Source organism: Pseudomonas sp. UW4 (assembly GCF_000316175.1).
Taxonomy (GTDB): Bacteria; Pseudomonadota; Gammaproteobacteria; order Pseudomonadales; family Pseudomonadaceae; genus Aquipseudomonas; species Aquipseudomonas laurylsulfatiphila.
Genome location: NC_019670.1, coordinates 2,490,504 through 2,513,218, shown reverse-complemented (window position 1 = coordinate 2,513,218; position 22,715 = coordinate 2,490,504). Strand labels below are relative to the sequence as shown.

General features: G+C 59.4%; 16 protein-coding genes. 8 read left to right on the top strand and 8 right to left on the bottom strand.

What is annotated here, in order from left to right; translation table 11 throughout:
- The first annotated feature begins 12 nt into the window (after nt 1–12).
- Entirely contained in the window at nt 13–1,011 is a 999-nt protein-coding gene (locus PPUTUW4_RS10960; protein WP_015094703.1) for an NADP-dependent oxidoreductase, read from the top strand.
- A gap of 298 nt (nt 1,012–1,309) precedes the next feature.
- Here PPUTUW4_RS10960 and PPUTUW4_RS10955 read toward each other — a convergent pair whose 3' ends face one another.
- A complete protein-coding gene (locus tag PPUTUW4_RS10955; protein ID WP_015094702.1) occupies nt 1,310–1,747 on the bottom strand; it encodes an NUDIX domain-containing protein in 438 nt (145 codons plus the stop codon).
- 250 nt (nt 1,748–1,997) lie between these two features.
- Between PPUTUW4_RS10955 and PPUTUW4_RS10950 the strand changes: the two genes are divergently transcribed.
- Entirely contained in the window at nt 1,998–2,804 is an 807-nt protein-coding gene (locus tag PPUTUW4_RS10950; RefSeq protein ID WP_015094701.1) for a lytic transglycosylase domain-containing protein, read from the top strand.
- Nucleotides 2,805–2,945: 141 nt separating this feature from the next.
- Here PPUTUW4_RS10950 and PPUTUW4_RS10945 read toward each other — a convergent pair whose 3' ends face one another.
- From PPUTUW4_RS10945 to PPUTUW4_RS10925, 5 genes are all read right to left on the bottom strand, one after another.
- A complete protein-coding gene (locus PPUTUW4_RS10945) occupies nt 2,946–4,265 on the bottom strand; it encodes an outer membrane protein transport protein (protein WP_015094700.1) in 1,320 nt (439 codons plus the stop codon).
- A 163-nt stretch (nt 4,266–4,428) separates the two neighbouring features.
- Complete coding sequence (locus tag PPUTUW4_RS10940) at nt 4,429–6,330, bottom strand: acyl-CoA synthetase (protein ID WP_015094699.1); 1,902 nt, start codon at nt 6,328–6,330, stop codon at nt 4,429–4,431.
- A complete protein-coding gene (locus tag PPUTUW4_RS10935) occupies nt 6,330–7,286 on the bottom strand; it encodes a fumarylacetoacetate hydrolase family protein (RefSeq protein ID WP_015094698.1) in 957 nt (318 codons plus the stop codon). Before PPUTUW4_RS10935 ends, PPUTUW4_RS10940 begins: the two co-directional genes overlap by 1 nt.
- A gap of 175 nt (nt 7,287–7,461) precedes the next feature.
- Complete coding sequence (locus PPUTUW4_RS10930) at nt 7,462–8,553, bottom strand: VOC family protein (protein WP_015094697.1); 1,092 nt, start codon at nt 8,551–8,553, stop codon at nt 7,462–7,464.
- Between the two features lie 85 nt (nt 8,554–8,638).
- On the bottom strand, nt 8,639–9,253 hold the full coding sequence (locus PPUTUW4_RS10925) for a TetR/AcrR family transcriptional regulator (RefSeq protein ID WP_015094696.1): 615 nt from the start codon (nt 9,251–9,253) through the stop codon (nt 8,639–8,641).
- Nucleotides 9,254–9,601: 348 nt separating this feature from the next.
- Between PPUTUW4_RS10925 and PPUTUW4_RS10920 the strand changes: the two genes are divergently transcribed.
- Nucleotides 9,602–10,840 (top strand): NADH:flavin oxidoreductase/NADH oxidase family protein, encoded by a 1,239-nt coding sequence (locus tag PPUTUW4_RS10920; RefSeq protein ID WP_015094695.1) that lies wholly within the window; start codon nt 9,602–9,604, stop codon nt 10,838–10,840.
- An 18-nt stretch (nt 10,841–10,858) separates the two neighbouring features.
- On the opposite strand, the gene PPUTUW4_RS10915 is transcribed toward PPUTUW4_RS10920, so the two are convergent.
- Both PPUTUW4_RS10915 and PPUTUW4_RS10910 read right to left on the bottom strand, forming a co-directional pair.
- A complete protein-coding gene (locus tag PPUTUW4_RS10915; protein ID WP_015094694.1) occupies nt 10,859–11,506 on the bottom strand; it encodes a TetR/AcrR family transcriptional regulator in 648 nt (215 codons plus the stop codon).
- Nucleotides 11,507–11,508: 2 nt separating this feature from the next.
- Nucleotides 11,509–13,167, bottom strand: coding sequence for a bifunctional 3-(3-hydroxy-phenyl)propionate/3-hydroxycinnamic acid hydroxylase (locus tag PPUTUW4_RS10910; protein ID WP_015094693.1), 1,659 nt, complete (start codon nt 13,165–13,167; stop codon nt 11,509–11,511).
- A 385-nt stretch (nt 13,168–13,552) separates the two neighbouring features.
- Between PPUTUW4_RS10910 and PPUTUW4_RS10905 the strand changes: the two genes are divergently transcribed.
- The 5 genes from PPUTUW4_RS10905 to PPUTUW4_RS10885 all read left to right on the top strand — a co-directional run bounded on the left by PPUTUW4_RS10905 (nt 13,553) and on the right by PPUTUW4_RS10885 (nt 22,652).
- Nucleotides 13,553–16,450, top strand: coding sequence for an AAA family ATPase (locus PPUTUW4_RS10905; protein WP_015094692.1), 2,898 nt, complete (start codon nt 13,553–13,555; stop codon nt 16,448–16,450).
- Between the two features lie 114 nt (nt 16,451–16,564).
- A complete protein-coding gene (locus PPUTUW4_RS10900; protein ID WP_015094691.1) occupies nt 16,565–16,780 on the top strand; it encodes a hypothetical protein in 216 nt (71 codons plus the stop codon).
- Nucleotides 16,781–16,998: 218 nt separating this feature from the next.
- Nucleotides 16,999–18,417 (top strand): TolC family protein, encoded by a 1,419-nt coding sequence (locus tag PPUTUW4_RS10895; RefSeq protein ID WP_227698121.1) that lies wholly within the window; start codon nt 16,999–17,001, stop codon nt 18,415–18,417.
- Nucleotides 18,418–18,447: 30 nt separating this feature from the next.
- Nucleotides 18,448–19,560, top strand: a complete 1,113-nt coding sequence (locus tag PPUTUW4_RS10890; protein WP_015094689.1) for an efflux RND transporter periplasmic adaptor subunit — start codon at nt 18,448–18,450, stop codon at nt 19,558–19,560.
- The gene (locus PPUTUW4_RS10885; RefSeq protein WP_015094688.1) at nt 19,557–22,652 is read left to right on the top strand and encodes an efflux RND transporter permease subunit; all 3,096 of its coding nucleotides are present in this window, start codon (nt 19,557–19,559) and stop codon (nt 22,650–22,652) included. Before PPUTUW4_RS10890 ends, PPUTUW4_RS10885 begins: the two co-directional genes overlap by 4 nt.
- The last annotated feature ends 63 nt before the right edge of the window (nt 22,653–22,715 follow it).

Genomic DNA, 22,715 nt, shown 5'->3' with positions numbered 1-22,715 from the left:
AGCCGCACCACGATGAAGGCATTTCTAATTGATCGCTATGGCAAGAACAACGGGCGCATTGGCGAAGTGCCCGTCCCTGAAGTCGGCGCCCACGACGTCTTGATCGAGGTACACGCCAGCAGCGTCAACGTGCTGGATTCGAAGATCAGCAAAGGCGAATTCAAACTGATCCTGCCCTATGCATTTCCGCTGGTGCTGGGCAATGATCTGGCTGGCGTAGTGGTTCAGATTGGAGCACAGGTGACGGGGTTCAAGCCGGGAGACGAGGTCTACGCTCGCCCGCCTGAAGCACGGATCGGAACGTTCGCCGAATTGATCGCTGTGGACGAAAACGCGGTCGCACACAAACCCGCCAATACCACCATGGCACAAGCCGCGTCCCTCCCCTTGGTTGCACTGACCGCCTGGCAAGTACTGGTCGAAACCGCCCAACTGAAAAAGGGCCAGAAAATACTGATCCACGCCGGCTCCGGCGGCGTCGGCACACTAGCCATCCAGCTCGCCAAACACCTCGGTGCCTTTGTCGCGACTACCACCAGCACCGCGAATGTCGAATGGGTGAAGGCACTCGGGGCCGATGCAGTGATCGACTACACACAGCAGAACTTCGAGAGTGTCCTGTACGACTATGACGTGGTGTTGAACAGCCTCGGCGCCGATGTACTGGAGAAGTCACTCAAGGTCCTCAAGCCCGGCGGCCAACTCATTTCCATCTCAGGTCCACCCACTGCACAGTTCGCGCAGGAACAAAGGTTGTCCTGGCCATTGCAGCAAGTCATGCGCCTGCTGAGCCTTGGCATTCGTCGCAAAGCGCGCAAGCAGGATGTCAGCTATGCGTTCGTGTTCATGCGGGCCAATGGCGCTCAACTGCAACAAATCACCGCGCTCGTTGAGGACGCAATCATCAAACCTGTGGTTGATCGCTCCTTCACCTTTGAATCAACGGCAGAGGCGTTGAAGTACGTCGAGCAGGGACGCGCCAAGGGCAAGGTCGTTGTTACGCTCAAATGACGACGCCACAGATCGATGAGCTAACCGCAGGGGCTGAGCAACTTTCACTGCCTCAGCAGTCATCATCCGGGGTGACCTCGCCAGAGTCGCGAAAACAGCAATGGCCGCAACCGGACGTTGTGTTCATTGAACCGCCAGTGATCGTTTGGCGCAGTTTGATGCTTGAGCAGCAGGAAACCGGTTGCATGAAGGGGGTGCGAGCATGGCTGGCTCCAACTATCGCTAACGCAGACTCACTATCTGAGGGCGGCAGAATCGGGTGACGCTTCCAGCCAAAAGCAGTCGTTCGCCAGCTGAATCAAGGATGCTTGTCCATCAAGTGACCACGCGCCTCTAAGACCTCACACAAAAAGACCAGCGCTCGACGAAAAACAGGGTGGCAATCTTCATAAGGTAAACGGTCGAGCGAAGCCCAGAAAAACTCGAAGAGGTGGCCATGGTCATCGAGCGTCTGGTGTGACCATTGTTCAGGTAGTGGTCCACCCGCGTGGCAAAGTTGAAACGACCAGATCTGACCGTGATGACCGGACTGCCAACATCCTAGATCGTCTTCGATTGCGGCGGTGCTTATACCCGATTCTTCCGCCAGTTCACGCAGGGCTGCTTGACCCGGTGCTTCTCCCTTTTCAATGGTTCCCTTCACCAGTTGCACCCCAGCCTGAGGATGACGGAACAAAAGGATTCTGGGGAGCCGCGCGTAAGAAAGCACTACTGAGCAGGCCTTGTCGGGAAGCATGGCGATTTCCTTATCGGTAATGAAGGCTCAGCATCATACGCTTTCAGCTATTGCGTAACGGGTGTGGGATTGCATCGTGATTGTCAGCCTGGGTCGCAAGCAGCCCGTACGTCAACGCAAGTTCCAAGACCGGTAACAAGGGGTATAACTATCAGAACAAAAGGCGGGTCACCCAGAACAGGCCCTCCAACGGCAGCGCCCGGACCAGGCGCCCCAAGCCTGATCGGCGCCTGCGGCGCGGAGCGATGTGATGAGTTCCAGTGCATGGCGATGGGCTCGCAAGAGCCTTCTTGGCTGCATCGAGCTGACCTTGCTGGTCGCTCCACTGTGCGCCAGCGCCATGTACAAGTGCCAGGCCAGGGACGGTGCCATCAGCTACACCAGCCAAGCCATCGCCAGCGCCCGCTGCACTCGCCTCAATGGCATGGCAGGCGCCGGTGTCGACGCCAAGGCAATGGCCCTGCCACGGAGTCTGCGGGACGACAACTCAGACGCGGTGCGGGTTCGGGTGTTCACCTTCATCCACAGGGGTGTTCGTCAATATGTGAGCCGGCGCCCCGTCGGGATTTCCGCACGGGTCGATGTCATTGATCTCTATTACATCAAGGGCTGCTATCTGTGCAGGGCGCCGAAGGATTTCAAGGTCGCCTCACTGCGCCTGGACACCCAATCCTATCGGCGGGAGATCGAAGCCGCTTCGGGTCTTTATGGTGTCGACCGGGCGCTGGTCCGCGCCGTGATACATGCCGAATCGGCGTTTCGCCCCTACGCCATTTCCGAAGCCGGCGCCCAAGGGCTGATGCAGTTGATGCCCGCCACCGCCGAGCGTTTCGCCGTGGACGATCCGTTCGACGCACGACAAAACATTCGTGGCGGCGTGCGCTACCTGGCCTGGCTGCTCAAGCGCTTCAACGGCAACCAGGTGCTGGCGTTGGCAGGTTACAACGCCGGCGAAGCGTCCGTGGTCGAGTACAACGGGGTGCCTCCCTACGCCGAGACGCAATCCTACGTCACCCTCGTGCAGTCCTTGACCGAACGCTATCGCAACCATCGCTAGTACTGTAGGGCGCATAACCCGCAACAGGTAATACGCCGGGCGGGGAATGGCTCAAGCGAACTTCACGATCAGCGGTCGCTATCGGCTGTGGATTCAACCGGTCGTTGCAACACAAATTTATTGAAAATGGAGTCGTGTCGCTTAGTACCGATAGGTTGCCTGCACTGAAACGCCATGCGCACTATTTTGGTAATTGGCACTGTATTCCGGTTGAACACCGGAGTTGTTCGACTGCTTCACCGAGACTTTGGAATCCCAGAGATAACCGTAAGCAAAGTCGATCGTCAGATCTGGACTCGGCGAATAAGCCCCCCCCAGGGTCACGGCCTGGCGATTGCCAACCGGAACGCGCACGCTGCGATCGGCATTTCTGATGGGCGAAGGATCATAGGCGTAGCCCGCGCGCAGCAGCCATTGTTGGTTCAATTGATACGAGGCGCCAACGGCGGTGCTCCAGGTGTCCCGCCAGTTCATTTCTTCGATCACATGTCCCAGGCCAGCCGCCTGGCCCAAGGGGGTAAGACCGCTGTTGACTGCCTCGACCTTCTGGATCCGGCTCCAACGTTTCCAGGTGGTCCCCAGGTAGCCCGTCCAGCGACTATTGAAATGATGGGTGATAGACGTGTCCACGGATTCGGGCATCGTGAGGTCTATCTTGTTGTCATAATTTCCGTCCAGCGGAATAACGCTCGGGGAGCCAGAAACCTCAGTATGCCCCTTGAGTTCATAGTCCACCTTCGAGTGGTAGTTGATTCCCCAACTGGTTGCCTCAGTAAAGTCGACCAGGATGCCGACGTTGTAGCCAAGTGCCGTGTCATCGCCTTTGACGGTGACCAGTGTGTCCTCGCCGTTGTTCAGGGCGCCGGTGGCCAGGTAGTTCTGAAGCTTTGCATTGAAACGGTTTATGGTCGGTCCGCCACCAATGGACACGTAATCATTGATCCGCCAGGCAATGGTGGGCTGCAGGGTGACTTCTTTGGTCGTGCTATAGGAACCATGGTAGCGGCCCTGAAAAGAGCCCTCGTAATCATTGATCAGACCACTCGGCGCATAGAGGCCCAAACCAATCGAAAAACGATCATCAAGTGGCGTCGACATATAAGCGAAGGGCACGACCCCCAAAGGTACCGAGTCCCCCTCATTCGTTCCTGGGGCGCTGCTCTGCGCATCACTGATATCGTCGCTCACCGAGACGACCGCGGCTCCGCCGGAAATCTCACTACGCTTCAACTTGGTCAAGCCCGCGGGGTTTCCAAAAATGGTGCTGGCGTCCAGCGCGGAAGACGACCTTCCCGCATAGGCAGTTCCTGCACTGCTTGCACTTTGTTCGTTCAGGGCAATGCCATTGGCGCTTGCAATGGTGGAGGCGCTGAGTAGTGCGATGGCACTGCTGAATTTAATCCAGACAGCACACTTACGCTGCCCAGAGAGACACGGGATCACGCGGCTATTCAGTTTCATTATCCACCTCTTGTTTATTGTTTTTGTTGGTTGCACGCAGGCAAGGCTTCGCCGTCCCGTGCACTTCTTAGTGCCGGTTGGAGTTGATTGATGTTGTGTAAAACACCCTGACTGAACAGCGCCAGGGCATGTCTGCCGGACTTACAGATTACAAATCAGGAACTCAATTGATCCACTCCACATGAAAGCTGTAACGCCCCAGGAGCGGAGCCAGCACTTGCTGGCCAGTGCCGGCCCTGACGCAGGCAACCTGCCCACGACGATTGTCCTGCACGACTTCAACAGCAATATCCGAAAGCCCCAGTCGTTCCACTTCCTGCTGAACTACTTTGGCAATTTCGCGCTGCTGCAAAGCGGGCTTGAATATCTTGCCCACGGCAGTCAGAGGCAGTGCTTCGAGGATTTCAATTCGCTTGGGAACGGCTGCCCGCTCGCTGATGTTGAGATGAGCGAACGCCTCAAGTTCTTCGGCATTGCACACTTGCCCGGGGCGTAGTTGAACGTAGGCGACCGGCACCTCGCCCGAGTAGGCATCGGGACTGCCGATAGCGGCGGCCAGAGCGACGGCGGGATGCGCCTGAAGCGCCTCCTCGATTTGCTTGGGATCGATGTTGTGGCCGCCACGGATAATCAACTCCTTCTTGCGCCCGGTCAGCCAGAAATAACCCTGCGCATCCTGGCGACCCAGATCGCCCGTATTCAGCCAGCGCTGACCGTCGATGTCGATCCAGAGGCCGTGGTTATGACGCTCCTCCAGATAACCCTCGAAGAGGTTCGGACCGCAGATTGTGATCAGACCGATCTCATCCACGTTGGCGTCGCGCAGATACTCTCCCGAATCATTGAGCACGACCGCGCGCATATTCTGATAGGCGATCCGTATCCCGATAGAGCCAATATGGCGCTCGCCATGGGGCGGATTGATTGATGAGACGCAGGCGCCCTCAGTGAGGCCGTAACCTTCAAGGATTTTTACCCCGGTACGGTTCTCGAACTCTCGGAAAAGCTCAGCCGGCATGGGTGCTGCGCCACACATGGCAAAGCGAAGACTGGACAGGTCGCGGCCCTGCCATTCATTTTGCAGAAGTGCGGCATAGACAGTTGGCACGCCGGAAAAGAGGTTGATACCGAAGTGCTCGACCATCTCCCAGAATCGTGGGATCACGCCCTCGCCACGATACCCTTGAGGCGTGCCGAGAATCACATGGTCGCCTTGAGTCCAAGGCATCAGCCCAGTCACCAGCTGGCCATTGACATGAAACAGCGGCAGGCCACAAAAGATAACCTGGCCACCATTGCGTGGCTGCAAGTGAGCGGCCACGGCCCATGCATTGAATACTTCAGAGCCATGGCTACGCGCGGCGATCTTGGGAAGTCCCGTGGTGCCGCCCGTACAGATGTAGGAGGAGCACTCATCCTGGCGAATTTGCCGTCCGCTCTTGAGGTGCGTGTGCGGCTGGGCATTCATCAGCGTTTGCCAATCGTGGATCGCAATATCGCTGTGTAAGTCTCGTTCCTTCAGTGCCACGGCTTTCAGGGCCCCACGCACTGGTTCGTCGACATAGGGCGCCATGCTGACCCAAACGACAGACCTGATCCCGGGCAACTGATCCAGCTGCGAAGACAGTTTCGGCCACAAGTCGCTGCCTGGAGTCGGCGCGAGAGTCACCACCACCGATGCCTTCGCGGCATTCAGCAAGCCAGCCATCTGCTTGGCCTCAAGCAGAGGATTGATCGCCATGACGATCCCTGCCGCCTCCCCGCCCCATATCGTGAAATGGGTTTGCGGCAGGTTGGGCAGGATGAAGGCAATCACCTCGCCCGGTTTTATGCCCAGGTCATGGAAGGCATTTGCCGCGCGGGTGATATCCGCCAAGAGTTGGGAGTAGTTCCACTCGTGGGTGCGCTTGAAATCGGCGGCATCGACGAAGAAACTGAGCGCCGGTGCCTGAGGGGTGCGCTCGGCCGCCTGACGCAGCGCTTCATAAGTGCTGCAAGCCAGACCACGCTCCGACAAGGGGACTCGTTCGAGGCTTTCGATGTCATTCAGGGTCTGCACGACCATCAGGCTTCCCCCACGACTCGGTTGCGTTGTACGCCGAGGTCGACCACACCATCGGCACTGCGAATACGCGCCTCGACCACGTCACCGGCGTTAAGGTACTGCGTCCGGCCCTCTTGTGCCTTGAGGAAGAGTTTCCATTTGGTGGCTTCGGGCAGCAGGGCTGCTATGCGCATTTTGGCGGGTGAAGGGATCGTCAGGGCACAGCCGGCAGGCGTACCGGTGGCGATCAGGTCTCCAACGGCGAGATCTTGCAAGGCAGAAAGTTCGGTCAGGGTTTCAGCGGGGCCGTAAACCAGGTTGGCCGTGCTGTCGTCCTGTCGCACCTGGTCGTTCACCGTCAGGCGTAGCTGCAGTTCCTTCAGGTAATGAATGTTCGAGGCATCCAGAAGGCACAGGTACGGGCCGACCGGACCGAAAGTGCGGTAGCTCTTGCCCTTGTAGAACTGCATCTGGGGAATCTGAATGTCACGCGCCGAGTAGTCATTGACAATGACGACACCTGCAATGAACTCATGCAGATTGGCGTCGGTGACAGCAACAGCGCCGGTGATCGAGCGCTTCATCACAAGGCCCAGCTCGATCTCGTAGTCAAGGAAGCGCACGTGGCGCGGCTTGATCAGGTCGCTGTCAGCCGCCACCAGGCAACTCGTCGCCTTGGTGAAGATCATGTTGAATTTCTTCGCATCAGGGTCCATGCCAGACTCGATCATGTGCTGACGGTAATTGGCACCCTGGCAGACAAACTGCTGGTTACGGGTCACCGGCGACAGCAGTTTTACTTCGCCCGCCTCCAACTCAGAACCTTTCAGTTGAGCGAGGTCGTCGAGACTGTTCTGGCTAATGAAGTCACCGGTGGTTTCGAAAACACCAGGGACAATTGTGATACGGCCCTGGCGAAGCACGCCCCAGTGGATACCGTTCTGATATTCAAAGCGGACTACGTGTACAGCAGACATTGAAGGTACTCCTGGAGCGGCGTTTGTCCCGCGTTCGGTGGCGCGGGAACTGTGGTGTTGTTCTGAAGGCGGGCTGGAAACGGTGTACACCCACGCACCGCCAGCAATCAAAGCGCCGGCTTTAAGCACGTCCCGCCGGCCAAACCGGGTTGAGTTGTCCGACATGGCGGCAGCTCTACCCAAACATCCGCATGAGTGTTATCAGCTTGCGAATGGTCAGGTCCGGGCTGCGTCGCAGGTTGCGGATCAGCAGCAGCACATTGGGTAGGGTCAACTTGGGTTTGGTAAAGCTCTTGGGCATGCGCTGCCCCCACTGCGCCATTGCCTCGGGACTCACCGGATGAATGCCGGTAGGCCGAGTGGCCGTGAAAACATCTCCGTCGCAGTAATGCTCGTGCTTGTCGCCCCAAGGGTCTTGCCAGTAATCGAAGATCTGACTGCCCAGAATGTGCCGGCCGATGCCCCATGAGTGCGCCCAACCCCGCTCCCGCAGGACGCGCTGCCCCATGCCCACGGCGTCTGCATCGACAACTTCATAGGCGCTATGGCTGTAGGTGGCCATGAACCCTTGCGCAATCGCGAGCGTATGGTGAGCCGCGGGAATGTCACCGAGATCAAGGCGCATGAAAGTGACGATAGGCGTGCCGTCGAGGAGTACCTGCACATCGCTGGGAATAAACCCGAAATGCTGCGTATACCATGCACAGGTCGCTTGATAGTCGGCCACTTCAATGACGATGTGGCCCAGTTTGAGGACTTCAGGGGGAGCAATCGGCGGACGCTGCGTGGCGTTGATCCGCGGTTGTTCCTGCGCCTGATTCCAGATGAGAGGAGCTCTATGTGCCAGCGTCTTGCCCGGCGTCTGATCGCAGACGGCTTCCACAATGAAACCGGACGGATCCGTCAGTCTGACGCAATACCCTTTACCGGGATGTTCCGATTTCTCGACCGATGACGCACCCGGGATTCGAGTGAGCTTTTCCAGATCTTCCAGGGACTGCACGGCAAGTCCGAACCCGATAAAGCGCGCATGTTCGCCACGTTGGACACGGTAACAATAGGCAGTGGCTTCGGTGGCCCGCATATAGAGCGTATCGGCCTCCTGCCGACTGACCGTCAGGCCGAAGTCAGTCAGGAAACGCGCCGCCTCATTCAAGTCCGGCCGCTGGAAGATCAGGTGAGTCAGATCCTGGGCCTTTACCGTCGGCTGCGGATGCCGCGCAGGGTGTGGTGTCGTCAACCGGTGCAATTCGTTTTTGTTGTTCATTGTTTTTGTTTTCCGGGTTTTTAGGGCAAAGCTGTCCCGCCCCCCTGAAAAATCGGGGGTTTATCCAGTCAAATCAGTTACGGACTCAGTCGAGAGTAGGCAGTACCGGCAACTCCTGGATCGCCAACAGACGAGCCTCCTCTGGCGGCACACCCAATGCCCGCAACACCAGCTCAGCGGTGTCAGAGCCCGATTCGCGCCACGTTTTGTGACCTTCCAGTACCAGGAAAATCGAGCCAAGCACGCTGCTCGATATCAGCGTCAGTACCGAGAGCAATTGCTCCTGCGCAAACGTGTAGCGCCCAGTAGTAAGCCCGCTCAGAAGATCCTTGGTCGCCTGGCTGCTGAACATTTCGCGCAACGCCGAATTGCTCATGGCGAATTTATGGATGAACGCGCCCCACTGGGAGTCTTCATGCGCTCGGCGAATGAAGAATCGAATGCCATTGGCAAGGCGATGAGCAGGATCCGAGAGGGAATCGAAGCTCTTGTTGATGCGCTCATGCATCTCCCTCGCGAGATGGCTGGCGACCGCCTCGAACAGGTTTTCCATGCTGTCGATGTTGCTATAGACCGTTCCGCGCGCTACGCCTGCCTCTTGTGCGAGATCGAGGATGTTCACTTGTGAGGTGCCTCTCTCGGCGAACAGGCGAAAGGCAGCTTGATGAATGCGGCGCTGTGTTGCACTCAGGGATTGCACGGTTCTCTCTCCAGGATTACCTCATGAATACATTGAACACTTGTGTTCACTTATCGTCAACCGCATTTTTATGCATGTTGGATTTTTCGTCTGAATATGGCATTCAACCCTAATAATCTAGATACCCTGATCGACGTCGCCGGATCAACACAAGTCCTTCACATTGACATAATTGAACACTCGTGTTCAATTATGTCACGATCTGGCTCGCCCTCTCGGCAGCCTTCAAACCGGCCCATCGATGGAATGCAGGAGCTCAACCTCTGAGCAAGTACTGTGCATACAGCGCTCAAACGGTATGACCCTCAGCGATCGCTGGCCGACTTTTCATTAGCTGAAGGACAGAACATGACCGGCTCAAATATCTTCAAACCGCTTCGATTACCCAACGGCACGGTGATTCCAAACCGAATCGCCAAGGCTGCTATGGAGGAGAACCTTGCCAATGAGGAACACGCTCCAGGCGAAGCGCTGATTAAGCTCTACCAGCGTTGGGCGGAGGGTGGAGCCGGCCTGATCATCACTGGCAACGTAATGGTTGACCGCCACGCCTTGACCGGCCCAGCTGGCGTAGTGCTTGAGGACGATCGGGACCTGGGTAAATTCAAGCTATGGGCAGACGCTTGTCGCAGCCGTGGAGCCCAGGCCTGGATGCAAATCAATCATCCCGGACGGCAGCTCTTGGCTTCAATGGGGCAATCGGCAAGGGGCCCCTCCGCTGTTGCGGTCGATATTCCCGGACTTTCAAAAGCGTTTGTACTGCCCAGGGCTTTAGAAGAGCAGGAGATCGAAGAGCTCATCGGGCGCTATACCCAAGCGGCGGTGCTGGCGGAGCGTGCCGGATTCACCGGCGTGCAGATTCATGCCGCGCATGGCTATCTATTCAGCCAATTCCTTTCGCCCTTGACCAATCGGCGTGATGACTGCTGGGGCGGTAGCCTCGAAAATCGTGCAAAAATCCTATTGAAAACTATCGACGCAATTCGCCAGCGAGTGGCGCCGATCTTTTGCGTCGCTGTGAAGCTCAACTCGGCGGACTTTCAGCGCGGCGGGTTCGATGCCGAGGATGCGGCTCGCGTAGTGGAAATGCTTAACGCCAAGGCGGTCGACCTGGTCGAGTTGTCGGGTGGCAGCTACGAAAGTCCGGCCATGCAGGGGCAGACCCGCGATGGCAGCAGCCTGGCTCGAGAAGCCTACTTTCTCGAGTTCGCAGAAAAAATTGGAGAAATAGCGCGCATGCCGTTGATGGTCACCGGCGGCGTGCGCAGAAAGGAGGTCGCGGAGCGTGTGGTGAGCGGCTCGGTGTCGATGGTCGGACTTGCCACTGCACTGGCAATCGAGCCAGCCCTGCCGAAACAGTGGATGGCAGGTCGGGACATCAAGGTGGAGCCCATCGTCGTCCGCTGGAAGAACAAGACGCTGGCATCGCTGGCAGTGGCATCGGTGATCAAGAAGCAGCTCGGCTTGCTAAGTCAAGGGAAACGGACAAAACCCGGGACGTCGCCACTCATGGCATTGATCGGCAATCAGTTGAAGGCCCGTCGCCAGGCGAAGAGCTATCGGCAATGGATCGATCAAGCCAGGTAGATCAAGAACGATATCGGATCAGGCCGGTAGCGGCTTGCTGGCGATTTCCCTGGCTCTGGCAGGTGTGACGCCCAGAGCCTGGAGAACCATTTCGGCGACCCGTAGATCGTGCTCCACTACTGCCCGCCCCTCGACAACCGAGCGCATTGCTCCGGTTGTGCACGACAATACAATATCCAGGGCGACCCCTTCGTCCTCGTAAGCAAGCGCGCCCGCACGCAGCCCCTCACGCAGATCGCCCAGTACATGTTCAGCCAGACGCGAGCGCATCGCCTGGTCGAAATGGATGATACGCAGCAACGCATTCGCCCATTGGTGGTCGGCAGCGGCCCGGCACACAAACATGCGCACACCGATCGAAAGCCGCTGTGCTCCGCAGTGCACATCCGCGTTCAGGACGGCAATGGCGTCGGAGAACTCGGCGGCCATGGCAATGCCCACTGCTTCGAAGACTTCGTCGCGCGTTCGGAAATAGTTGTAGATGGTGCCGTTGGATACCTCTGCCTCCGCGGCTACCTCGAGCAGTGTGATTTCCCCCGCCTCCTTACGTGCGACAAGGCGCAATGCCGCGTCCATCAGGCCACGACGGGTGCGCTCACGCTTCTTGTGCCCCCGAGTGAGAGGTACTGGTACAGCAGCTTCTAAAGGAGGTGTGGGGGAATGCATGATCAAGCTCGTAATCTAATCGGCTCGTTGATGGTAATGGAAGCGCTGTCAGCAGTGGCGTCATCACTCATCAGCAGGTCCCGGCAGTCTTGAAGGAGTCTGCTGGCCTCTGTGCCAGGGGCGTGGTGCATGATGATACGGTCAGGACGAACGGCGACCAATGTTCCTTTTGCAGCCAGCGACAGGATCTCATGGTTCATGTCTTCAATGAAGTCACAACGGCCGTCGGAGCGTAGGCCACGGGGTCTGACTTCCAGGAAGTGGCCGCCCATCTTTTCCCAGGCAACGATTTGATCAGTGGTGAGCAGTGATAAGGGGTCGACACCGAATCCAACCAGGGTCAGGTTGTCGCCCAGCGCATCGTCGCTCAGCGTGATCTGCTTTTGCAGGGTGCGAACCCAAGCCTGGGGAAACAGGCTGCCACGTACCAGCTTATCGCCGCGACGATGTGGCACGAACAAGCCTTTCTTGAAGGTGTTCTTCGGCTTGATGTCCAACTGCTCGAAGTACCTTCTGGTGGCGGGGGTCAATCCCAGCATGCGCATCAAGCCGTGGATAAAGAACGCTGCGATCTTGTTCTTGGGCATGACCAGGCGACCCATGAGTTTCGCCAGATTAATCATGGCCTGAGCATGTGGTCGCCGCTCTACGTCATAAGTATCGAGTATCGCCGGCGCGGCATGACCACGAAGAACCCAAGCCAGCTTCCAGGCCAGGTTGGCGCCGTCACGAAGGCCCGCTACGAGACCTTGTCCCACAAAAGGGGGGGTGATGTGTGCGGCGTCGCCGACCAGGAAAGTACGCCCCTTACTGAATCTATTGCAGCAACGCGCGTGGAATCGATAGACCGCCTTGCGCTCGATTTCCAGTTCCTGCGGATTGACCCATGGCGCAATGAGCCGCGCGATGCTTTCCGGGCTTTCCAGCTCCTCCCGGGATTCGCCGGGCTGCAGCATGAATTCCCAGCGTTCCCTGCCACCGGGGGCGGGCATGTGCGGCGTGGGCCGTCGCGGATCACAGATAAACTCAATGTGATCAATGGCCGACTGATGCCGGTTCCTGGCATCGACAATCAACCAATCCTCAGCATAGGTTTGCCCTTCAAATTCCTGGCCGATCAGCGCCCTGACCCGGGAGCTGGCACCGTCTGCACCAATCAGGTACTGGGCGCGAACAGCATGCGACTGCCCATCTTCACCCCGCACGGTGGCAACCACGCAATCCGCTTCCTCAACCAGACTCTCCAACTCGAAACCACCCAGGCTGGTCACTGATTTCAGTCGGGAAACCTGGCCACGCATCGCGCGTTCCAGATCGGGTTGATAGAAGGTCACAAGCTTGGGATGGCCGTCGATGCATCCTTCGGTATTGGCGCGACCAAATTGCCCGAGGACCGGAGAGTGCATCTTCACTTCAGGGATAACGATCTTCTCGAAAGCGTCCTCCGACAATCCGGCGAGTTGCAGGATGCGCAGGGCCTCGTTGTCCAGAGCAATGGCACGAGGCATCAGTACGATTTCATGGAGCTTGTCCAGCACCAGGGTCGTAACCCCGTAGCGGCCGAGCAGCGCCGCGATTGTCGCCCCTACCGGACCGTTACCGACGATCAGTACATCGACGGTGGAGGTAGGCAATTCGGAAACGTTCTTGTTGTTGTTCATCTCGAGCCCTTGTTGTGATTGAAGTCGTGAGGCGCATAGGTCTCATCGTCAGGCGGAATCAAGATAAGCAAAATTGAGATATATTTCAATATTGATGAATTTGTCATATTTTTTTGAGATAATTGAAAAGCCGTGATGTGGTCGAACGAACCAGCGCAGAGGCCAGGTGTCACTGCCCGCGTTTAGGCAAACAAGGCTCGTGGCATAAAGTTTTGGGTACGCCAGTTTCCGACCGACGACGCTTGGCGTCAGGGTCGATCAGGGGTGTCATGGGAACAGTGGCCCATGACTAAAGCGCGTCACTGCGAGGGACCGAGGCTAGATCGAAGACGATCGATACCGTGCGAATTTTCAGCACCACGTTTTAAGTTTTCAGGAATTACCCGTGGCCCGTCCGCAGCCCCATCCAACCCCCGTCCTGCTGAGCTTCGGCGAGTTCGAGCTCGATGAGGCCAACGCTTGCTTGTTCCACGCTGGGCAAGCGGTGGCTTTGGCGCCGACCCCTTTCCTGTTGTTATGTGTGCTTGCCCGCCAGCCGGGGTCATTGGTATCCAAGGACTCTTTACTGGATGCGGTGTGGGGGCATCGGTTTGTCAGTGATTCAGTCCTGAAAACGGCCATCAGTGACCTGCGCAAGGTATTGGGCGATGACCCCAAGCACCCTCGTTTTATTGAGACGGTGTCGCGGCGCGGCTATCGCTTCATCGCCGTCTCGTCTCTTGCTGCTTCGGTGCCTCCTGCATCTACGGCAGTCCCGGAAGCCGGCTCACCTCAATTGCCGACATTCATCGGTCGCATTGCCGAAGTCGCCAGGCTGCAACGGGCGTGGGAACGGGTTAGTGGAGGCCAGCGGGCCGTAGTTTGGCTGGCTGGAGAACCGGGGATCGGCAAAACCACATTGATCGAGCATTTTCTTGCCGGTCTTGGCGGCATCGCCTGCGCCCGCGGCCATTGCATGGAGCACTTCGGCACCGGTGAACCGTACCTGCCGGTACTGGAGGCGTTGGCCGATCTGTGCCGCAGCGACCCGACCCTGCCGGCGTTGTTGCGCGAAGTAGCACCCACCTGGCTGTTGCAATTGCCGTGGCTGAGTAGCACGCAGGAACGAGACACATTGCGGCGCGAGCTGGCCGGCGTCGGCCCGGAACGCATGCTGAGGGAATTTGGTGAATTGTTGGACCGCTTCACAGAACTGCGCCCGCTGTTGCTGGTAACCGAAGATCTGCACTGGAGCGACCGGGCGACGGTTCAGTTGATTAACTACATGGCGCGACGCCGTGGCCCCGCACGGCTCATGTGGCTATCAAGCTTGCGTCTTGCCGAAGTGGTGGCTCTCGAACATCCACTCAGCTCATTACGTCACGAACTGCGTCTGCAACGCTTGTGCGAGGAAGTAGTACTCGACCCGTTTTCCGAAACCGAGGTCGCCGACTATGTGGCGTTGCGTTCAGCCTCACTGGCATGCAATGAAACCTTCGTGCGCGCCCTGCACGAACGGACCGACGGCGTACCGTTGTTCGTTTCCTCAATCATCACTGAAGTGATGGATGTAAAAGAGGACGAAACCACCATCGAAGCTCGGCTGGCGGATCTGGTAGTTCCCGAGAACCTTGCGGCCATCATCGATCACTACATTGCCAAGCTGGCTCCCGAGCAACGAACACTTCTCTGCGCGGCTGCGGTGTGCGGGTCCGATTTCCGGATTGAGACGGTTTCGCTCGCCCTCGAGCGCAATCTCTCTTCGGTGATCGGGGCCTGTGAGGAACTGATGCGTGAGCAGGTATGGCTCACACAATCGCGGACACCCGATATTGACGAAGCGGTAGAGCGGCCTTACTCGTTCCGCCATGCCCTTTTTCGTCAGGTGCTGTACGAACGCACGCCTCGTCCGTTGCGCATCGATCTCCATCGCCAGGTTGGCACTGTCCTCGAACGCGAGCGCTCGACCGGTGTGCCGGTTGCGGCCTCGGAACTGGCGATGCACTTCGACCGTGCTCGGCTACCGATGATCGCGCTGCGCTATTACGCTGAGGCGGCAGAAGCCGCGCTACTGCACTTCAGCCCGGACTTGTGCATCGGCCTCACTGAGCGCGCCTTGGCCCTACTTGTGCAGGCCCCCGAAGGAGCGGAACGCGATACGCTCGAAATTACCTTGGCCACGTTGCAGGGGGTTTCGGCTTTCCACATGTTCGGTGTCGGCAGCAAGGCAAAGGGCGCTTTCGAGCGGGGTTACACTCTGCTAGTGGAAGTCCCCGAGCACCCCATGCGCGGTCGCCTTTTGCACGGATTCGGCTATCTACTCGGTCTACGCGGCGACTATTTGCAGGCGTTGGAAGTGGCAGAGCGTGCTGAAGCTCTCTCCCTTAACGCAAACGACCAAGAGCTCATGCTGGCGGCATGCATCGTTCAGGGCGAGGTGCATCACCTCCAGGGCCGCACGAAAATGACACGCAGCTGGTTAGAGCGCGCCCTCGCGATCGCCGAGCCGCTGGGCATAGGGACAAACGAGATCTTTGCGGCAGATCCCCAGGTCATGCTGCACGGCATGCTGGCCATCGAACTGGTTCGGTCTGGTCTGATTGAGCAAGGGCGAACCCATATGCAGCAGGCACGAACCCGCGCGCATACGCTTCGACAACCTATGACATGGCTGGTCGCTACCTGGCAGGAGGTGTTGATCGAGGTACGACTGGGAAACTCTGTGCGGGTGGCAGCGCTGGCTGATGACATGCACAAGCTCGTCGATGAATATTCGCTCGCGCTTGGGCGCACGGCTTGCCGCTGGTGGCGCGGCTGGGCCGACGCGCGCAACGGTGCCCCCCACGACGGCTACCGTCACATCCGTGAGGCCTACGAGGAACACACTGGACTCGGTATGCGCTCCGGAGCCAGCGAGGTACTCGGCTACGCCGCCGAGGCGCTGCTACTGACAGGCGATTACGACGCAGCGCACGTTGAATTGCAGGAAGCCCTCCGGGTGGGAGAGGAATTGGGCGAACGCGTATACCTGCCGCAACTGTTGCTGTTGGAGGCCGCGATCGCTCGAGCTCAGGATCGGTCGGATGCCAGTAACGCGGCGGTACGGGCTGCGATTGAAGAGGCGCGCGACCAGGAAGCATTGTGGCTGGAGCTGCTCGCGCTGGTTGAATTATGTGAGTACCACGACGCCGTACCAGCGGATCGCCAAGCATTGGTGATGCTGATTGATCAGTTACCCGAAACGCATGCAACCGAACAGGTCAAACGTGCACGCTCGCTGGTTGAGGCTGCTAAACGGGCTTGAAGTGACGGTTGTGGGAGCGGAGGTCATCCGACCGAAGTCTGACCTTTTGCTTACGACTCGAACCAGGGGGACGGCTTACGCTGGCATCGAACCTTCTAGAACCCCAGGTCTGTGATGAGCCTTAACCCTGAATCCAAATACCCGAGCCGCCGCGCATACGTCGTCAAGCTGCGCAGTGATGCCGGACCGGAGGCCCTGATGGGCCGACTCGAAAACCTGGTCACCGGACGTCAGCGCGAGTTCTCGTGCGCCGAAGAGTTGCTGGAGTCGATTGGCGAGGATCTGGCGACAGCAGTCGGTGAGCAGGCGATAGAAAGCGATGGTGAATGATCCTTTCCAGCATCGACAGACAAAGCGCATGGCGACCGAACGCTGACGGTTCGCTGACGACTTTGCGCACGCAGTCCCCCTACGCTGACGCCACCTCGAACTACACGAGTCCATTTCCAATGCCGCGACTTTCCACCCCCCATCCGCTGCCCCGCCATGCGGATGGGACATCCTTGCAACGCACCAAGTGCCCAACCGCGTTCGCCCTAGCGGCAGCCTTGGCCACTTCGATCGCCATCGCCCTTTCCGGCTGCTCCACACCGGTTGTCAAGCCCTCGGTCGACTTGCCGAGTAACTTCACCGCGAGTACGGCGTCCGAGATGGAGCCCGAGGCGGCCTGGTGGGAGGTCTATCACGACCCATTGCTGACGGACCTGGTCCGTCGAGCCGCGCGGGAGAACCGCGACGTCAAGATTGCCGCCGAACGGTTGCGTGCCGCGCGTGCTGGAGAAACGGTCAGCCAGTCCTGGCTACTTCCGAGCGTCGGTGCGTCGGTCTCCGGCAGTGACCGCAGCACCGGCTTCAATTCGGCCATAAAACAGGGGTATCCGGATATCAAGACCGCCAGTGCGGGCTTGGACGTCTCGTGGGAACTCGACCTGAGTGGCCGCCTTAGAGCCGGTGCGGCGGCGGCTGACGCCGATGCGCTAGCCGCGGAACACAGCATGCGGGGAGTACGCCTGCTGGTGATAAGCGATGTCGTCAGCAACTATTTCACACTGGTCGGCGCGCAACGCCAGGTCGCAACGCTACGAGCAATCTCGGCGATGCAGGATGAAACGCTGCGCTTGGTTACCGCACGTCAACAGGTGGGGCTGGCATCCGCCTTCGACGTCGAACGCGCCCAAACCGACGCCTTGTCGGCGCGGGCGCAGATTCCGCCGTTGGAGACCCAAGTGGCGGTGGCCCGCCACCGTATCGCGGTGTTGATCGCCGACCAGTCTTTCAACAGCACCAACATTCAGCCCTCGAGCGGCGATATGACTGATGTGCCTGAGGCCAAGCCCGGGCAGCCGGCCGAATTGCTGCAACGCCGACCTGACGTGCTGGCGTTGATGGCTCAACTCGACGCTGCCAATGCACGTCGTCAGCAAGCGAAAGCTGAGTGGTTCCCGCAACTTTTTCTCGGTGCGTCCTTTGGACGCCAGGGTCTGAACCTGAACGGAGCCGATCTTGGTGCTGCGCGCTTCACCAATGTCGCGGGTCTGCTGGCAATGCCGCTCTTCAACGCGGGGCGCACGCAAGCAATCAACGATGCGGCCGAAAGTGCTCAACAAGAGGCCGTACTACGTGCCGAAGACGGCATCGTGCGTGCGCTTGAGGATGTGGAAAACGCCTTGGTCACGCTTGCGCAGGAACGCCGCCGTTGCGGGTCGCTGCAATTGGCCGCCGCTTCCGCAGAGACGGCGCAAAGTCGCGCCCAGTCGCTCTATAACCGCGGACAGATCGACCTGTTGCCACTGCTGGACTCGCAGCGCGCGCGCCTGGCGGCACGCCTGAGTTCCAACGAAAGCAACACCCGCCTGCTGCTTGATAGCGTGCAGCTCTACAAGGCACTGGGCGGGGGCTGGCAGGTGTTCGAACCCCCCTCCAACCCAACCGCATCCGCCAAAGCCAAACGGCCACCACTTTCCTAAGAATCTGTCGTTTTCCAAAGAGGAACCGTCTTGAAGAATTCCCTTACTGCGGCCGGCGCCTTGGCCGTAGCGGTCATGCTGTCCGCGTGTAGCCCCGACCAGCCCTCTGTGCAGGCACCACGACCGGTGCGCACCGTTGCAATCAGCTACGACAATGCCCGCGACATCAGTCGCTATGTGGGCACCGTACAGTCGCGACATGAGGTCGACCAGGCCTTCCGCGTGGGTGGCAAGGTAGACCAGCGCAAGGTCGATGTAGGCCAGTTTGTGCGTGAAGGCGACATCCTGGCTGTGCTGGATGATAGCGACTACCGCCTCGCTGAAGAAACGTCGCGACAACAGTGGTCGGTTGCCGTCGAGCAGACTCGCCAAGCCGACTCGGACAATCAGCGCCTGTCCGCGCTGAAGACTGACGGCTCGGTCAGTGCGGCCGATGCCGAGCGCGCGCATACCAATGCCCAAACCGCGCATGCGACCGCCGAGGCCGAAGCGCGAAAGCTCGAACTCGCGCGCAACCGGCTCAAGTACACCGTGCTGCGCGCCTCGCGTAGCGGCGTCGTCACGGCTGTGCGCTTTGAGGCAGGGCAGGTCGTGCCGGAGGGTCAACCGGTTATCTCGATCGCGAACCCGGGCGAATCCGAGATCGTCATCGACGTGCCCGAGGATCAACTGGCTGTCTTCAAGGACGCGCGCTTCAAGGCCTCGCTGGCCAGTGCGCCGAACGAGATCTTCGATGTCACGCTGCGCGAGCTGTCGCCACAGGCGGCAGCGCAGACACGTACCTATCGCGCGCGGCTCAAGCCGTTACAGGCACTGCCGCTGGGCGCCACCGCCACGGTGATGGCCGAGCGAGTCATGACCAGTGTATCTGTGGCGGCAGTGCCAGCCACGGCATTGACGCAGAACGGCGGTCAGCCGGCGCTGTGGGTGGTCACGCCCACGGGCAAGGACCCCGTAGGCATCGTCGATCTGGAGCGTGTGGCAGTTTGGGGTTACCGCAACGACCAGGTGCTCATCTCCGGGCCGCAGGCTGGCGCATTGATCGTCACCGCCGGTGTCCAGAAGATGACGTCCGGACTGAAGGTCGCGCTTCCCGGTGCGGCGATTGTTGACGCGAATACCACGCTGCAGGCCACTCGATGAACAATTTCAACCTCACCGACTGGGCGCTGCGCCATCGCGCCATCGTTCTGTTCATGCTCCTCATTGTCGCGGTGGCCGGCGCCTTCAGCTTCACCCGGCTCGGCCAGCTCGAGGATCCGAACTTTTCCGTGCCTTCCATGACCGCCATGGTCATCTGGCCGGGCGCCACTGCCCAGCAATTGCAGGACCAGGTCCTCAACCGTATGGAGAAGAAATTCGAGCAGATCGACAACTTCGAGAAGGTTGTCACCTACGCGCGGCAAGGCTATGCCGGCATGACGCTCACCGTGCGCGGCGGCACTTCCAAGGCTGAGCAGCGCGAAGCCTGGTACCAGGCGCGCAAGAAACTCAACGACCTGAGCCTCGAGATGCCTGACGGCGTGATCGGCCCGATCCTCAACGACGAGTACGGCGACGTGTATGGCCTGATGTACGCGGTCAAGGGCGACGGTGTCGGCCACGCCGACCTGTCGGACGCGGCCGAGGACATCAAGCGCCAGATGCTGAAGGTGCCGATGGTCAAAAAGATCGATCTCATCGGCAAGCAGGCCAAGCGTGTCTACGTCGAGTTCTCACACGAACGCCTGGCAGCGCTGGGCATTACACCGCTGGCCATCACCGAAAGCCTCAAGAGCCAGAACGCGATGTTGCCCGCAGGCCAGATCGACACCCGAGGCGACCGCGTCATGGTGCGCGTGAGCGGCCAATTCGCCAGCGAAGAGGCTATCCGCAATGTGCCCATCTCCGCGGGCAGCCGGCTGATCAAGCTCGGCGACATCGCAACCGTTACACGTGGCTTCGAGGATCCGCCGACCTACACGGTACGTCACAATGGCCAGCCCGTACTGATGCTCGGCATCACAATGACCAGCGACGGCAACATCGTGGACCTTGGCAAGGCGATGGACATGGCAGTCGCCAAGATCCAGTCGGAACTTCCGCATGGTGTGGAGCTGGAACTCGTGGCCGATCAGCCCACCACGGTGAGGGATGCAATCCTGGACTTCGGGCGCGCGCTAGTCGAGGCGCTGGTCATCGTGATTGCGGTGAGCCTGGCCAGTCTGGGCTGGCGCGCAGGCCTCGTGGTCGCAGCCACGGTGCCGTTGGTGCTGGGCGGCGTGGCGCTGGTGATGTTGGCGATGGGCTGGAACCTCGAGCGCATCTCGCTCGGCTCACTGATTATCGCATTGGGACTACTGGTGGATGACGCCATCATCGCCATCGAGATGATGGTGGCGAAGATGGAAACCGGCATGGACCGCGTGAAGGCCGCCGCCTTCTCCTATCAGTCCACCGCCATGCCGCGCCTGACCGGCGCGCTGATCACGGTCGTGGGCTTTCTGCCGATCGGCCTGTCGAAGTCCACCACCGGCGAGTACGCGGGGGGCATTTTCTGGATCGTCGGCGCCGCGGTGCTGTTCTCGTGGATCTGTTCCGGCATCTTCACACCGTACCTGGCGGTCAAGATGCTGCCCAACGACTTGGGCACGCACCAGCACGCTGATCCACACGACACCAAGTTTTACCGCAGCCTGCGCCGCCTGATCGACACCGCCATCGAGCGTCGCTGGGTGGTCATCGGTGCGACGGTGGGTGCTATGGTGCTCGCTCTGGCCTGTATCAAGCTGGTGCCGCAGCAATTCTTCCCCAACAGTTCGCGTCCTGAACTGGTCATTGACCTGCGTGTCAAGGAAGGCTCCTCGTTCGCCGCGACGACCGAGCAGGTCAAGCACATGGAGGAGATCCTGGCGAAAGACAAGGACGTGCGTTTCTATACCGCCTACACCGGCGCCGGCGCACCGCGCTTCTATCTCTCGCTCAACCCCGAGCTGCCCAATCCGGGGTTTGCCCAGTTCGTTGTGATGACCAAAGACCTGGAGGCACGCGAGCGAGTACGTGCGCGGCTGGTGGCCTCGGCTGACCAACAATTCCCGCAGGCGTGGGTGCGCGTGACCCGGCTCGAGTTGGGACCGCCTGTCGGCTACCCGGTGCAGTTCCGCGTCGTAGGCCCCGATACCCAGGTGGTGCGCAAGATCGCCCGCGACGTAGAGAATATAGTGGCGTCCAATCCGAAGGTGCGCGACCTCCAGCTCGACTGGAATGACCCGGTGCGAACACTGAAAGTGGAGCTTGATCAGGACAAGGCGAGCGCGCTTGGCCTCACGCCGGCCGACGTGTCGCTGGCGACCCAGACCGTGATGAACGGCGCAGCCCTGTCGCAGTTGCGTGAGCGCGAGGACCTGATCGACATCGTGGCCCGTGCCGTGCCAGAGGAACGCTTGAACCTCGACACACTGAAAAACATCAACCTTTACACACGCCAAGGCACGGTGGTGCCGCTGTCGCAAGTCGCCCAGGTGCGCGCTGAACTGGAAGAGCCTGTACTGTGGCGCCGCAACCGCGACATGGCGATCACTGTGCGTGCCGACGTGAAGGATGGTGAACAGGGTGTATCGGTGACGCAGGAAATCCAGCCGTTGCTCAAGGACATCGAAGCCAAGCTGCCGACCGGATACCGCATCGATGTAGGCGGAGCGGTTGAGGAAAGTGACAAGGCCAACAAGGCGCTGCTCGCGGTAGCCCCGTTGATGCTGGTCACTATCCTGCTATTGCTCATGCTGCAATTGCAGAACTTTTCCCGCATGTGGATGGTGATGCTGACCGCACCGCTGGGCTTGATCGGTGTGGTGCCCGCGCTGCTGGTGTTTCAATCGCCGCTGGGCTTCGTCGCGATCCTGGGCATCATCGCACTGGGTGGCATGATCATGCGCAACGCGGTGATCCTGATCGATCAAATACAAATCGAGATCGCTGAGGGCCGCGCCCCCTGGAATGCTGTGCTGGATGCCGCCATTCACCGAGCGCGTCCGGTGATGCTGACGGCGCTGGCCACCGTTCTTGCAATGATCCCGTTAACGCGCAGTGTGTTTTGGGGGCCGATGGCGATCGCGATCATGGGCGGCCTCACTGTGGCGACGCTGCTGACAATTTTCTTCGTCCCGGCGCTGTACGCCGCATGGTTCAAGGTGGATCGCCAGACGACCACTGATACCCAAAAGGTACGGGGGAAGGCCATGCTTGCTTCTGAGTGATGAGTGCCGTGGCTTTTGTCCCCGGCCTCACCGCTGTTAGAGAAGTTTTTTCAGCACGGTTTC